Here is a 1916-nt window from a genome sequence, read left to right on the forward strand (position 1 = left end):
CCTGGTGGAACGGCAAGCCACTCGACCGCCGCCACACCAGCCACCTCGCCCGACTCGAACTCAGCCTCGCCGCGTAGCCGAATGGGCAACAGGGTTTCCAATCCCTCGCCGGGGCCGGTCGGCTGTGTTCGGCAGGAGTTTGAGGGCGTGCGGCGTCCGCCGTGCGCGGGTAACGGCGCGTCCGAGGTGTCTTCCGGGTCGGGACTGAGGGGGCGGCGGTGATGCCGGTGGCCGATGGGGCGTCAGGTTGCTGGATCGGTATGGAATGGTCAGACCACGGATGGCGGATGGTGGACGGCGTCGAACAGGCTCAGCCAGGCGTCGCGCCAGGGCCACTGCTTGGGCAGGTGAGCCGTCAGCTTGACGCGAGCGGGTGCGGGCCAGGCGTGCGGGGACGTTGACGAGGTGGGCGCGCGCAGCGTGGCGGCGGTGGCCTTGGCGTGGAAGCGCGAGGCCAGGGCTCCGGCGGCCCGCAGCAGGTTGTTCGACATCGCCCACAAGGTCAGCCACGCGGCGTTGGCCTGGAAGTTTCCCGACGGCAGGTGTGCCCCGGCGACGTACAGGCCCTGGTGGGCGATGAACTCGTCGTCGGCCGCGCCGTCGGTGCAGGGAGTCCAGCATCTCGAAGGAGCTGTCGGTGAAGATCGGGTGGTAGCGCCAGGTGGTCAACAACTCACCCTGTCCTTGGGCGGCTTCCGCGTTCAGCCGCTTGATTCGGCGCACGATAAGCCGGGCGGTGACCTGCTCGGCCTTCCTCCTGCCAGTAAAGGCCGTGTAGCTGGTCTCGGCAACCTCGGCGTCGGAGACCGTCTCGCCGGTGTCGGGATCGACGAAGGCATCCGGGTAACGGATCGGTCTCCACGCGTCCTCCTCGATCCCGGCGATCGCGGCGGCGATGGAGGGGTTCATGCCGGTCGTCAGGGAGAAGTGGGCGCCGGCCCTGCGGCAGGCGGCGACCACGTCGGCGGTCTAGAACTTGCTGTCCGCCCGCACCAGCCGGATCCCGCTGCCGCCGGCATCCTTCGCGATCGCGAGGGCCTCGGCGACGAAGCGTTCCGCGCCGCGCACGTCGGCAGCTTTGCCCCGGCGCAGGCGAACCGCGCCGATCACCGGCCGGGCGATCGGAGTGGACAACGTCGCCAGGATCGGGTGCAGCGTGCGCTGCCCCTTGAGCCGTCCAACCTCGGCGCCCTGCTTGGCGTGGCCGTATACCCGCCGGTGGGTGAGATCGATGTCGATGAACATCACCTGCTCCGCACCGGGCAGCAGCGGCGTGTGCCGAGCCAGGCGGGCCAGGAACTGGGGGTGCACGCGGTGCAGTCGCGAGAGGCTGTTGCCTCGGCTCGCCTCTGGGGAGCTGTCCGTCTGCATCCTGTTCACCGAACCGGAACACGGCTCGGACCGGGCGGGCATCACCACCCGGGCCGAGGCTCTGCCGGGTGGTGACTGGATCCTCAAGGGCCGCAAGACCTACAACTTGAAGACGGCGTACGCGGATCTCGCGCTGTGCGCGGTGCGCACAGCCCCGGAGCAGAGCCGGTACGAGGGCATCTCTTTGTTCCTTGTTCCGCTCGACACGCCGGGTGTGACCATTCGGTCCCTGCCCAGCCTGGCCGACGAGCAGTTCCACGACGTACGGCTGAGCGATGTACGGGTGGCGCCGGAGGCGGTCCTTGGCGCACCGGGTGACGGCTGGTCGCTGATCACCCAGATGTCCGCGGCCGAGCGCAGCGGCCTGGACTACTCCGTGCGGCCCGGCACTGGCTCGGCCTCACCGCCCGGCGACTGTTGACGGATCCCGCGCCGGACAGCACGGATCTAGCTAGTTCCGTACTTCGCGGGTAGCTCGTTCAGGTTTCTGGCCAGCGGGGATGTGTTGGTTCCAGGCCGAGGAGGTCGAGGAGATGGAGCTGGAC

General features: G+C 69.3%; 3 protein-coding genes. 1 reads left to right on the forward strand and 2 read right to left on the reverse strand.

Features of this window, described 5'->3' with window-relative positions; genetic code table 11:
• Positions 1 to 269: 269 nt before the first annotated feature.
• Both ACWD5Q_RS35390 and ACWD5Q_RS35395 read right to left on the reverse strand, forming a co-directional pair.
• Positions 270 to 491 (reverse strand): hypothetical protein, encoded by a 222-nt coding sequence (locus ACWD5Q_RS35390; protein ID WP_451431170.1) that lies wholly within the window; start codon positions 489 to 491, stop codon positions 270 to 272.
• A 478-nt stretch (positions 492 to 969) separates the two neighbouring features.
• On the reverse strand, positions 970 to 1311 hold the full coding sequence (locus ACWD5Q_RS35395; protein WP_451431171.1) for a hypothetical protein: 342 nt from the start codon (positions 1309 to 1311) through the stop codon (positions 970 to 972).
• Positions 1312 to 1333: 22 nt separating this feature from the next.
• Here ACWD5Q_RS35395 and ACWD5Q_RS35400 point away from each other — a divergent pair, with 22 nt between their 5' ends.
• Positions 1334 to 1792 (forward strand): acyl-CoA dehydrogenase family protein, encoded by a 459-nt coding sequence (locus tag ACWD5Q_RS35400; RefSeq protein WP_451431172.1) that lies wholly within the window; start codon positions 1334 to 1336, stop codon positions 1790 to 1792.
• Positions 1793 to 1916 lie beyond the last annotated feature (124 nt).

Source organism: Streptomyces sp. NPDC002513, from assembly GCF_053595355.1.

Bases quoted from the DNA above. Each gene is read 5' to 3' on its own strand.
- ACWD5Q_RS35390 (WP_451431170.1), bottom strand. From the start codon at position 491: ATGTCGAACAACCTGCTGCGGGCCGCCGGAGCCCTGGCCTCGCGCTTC.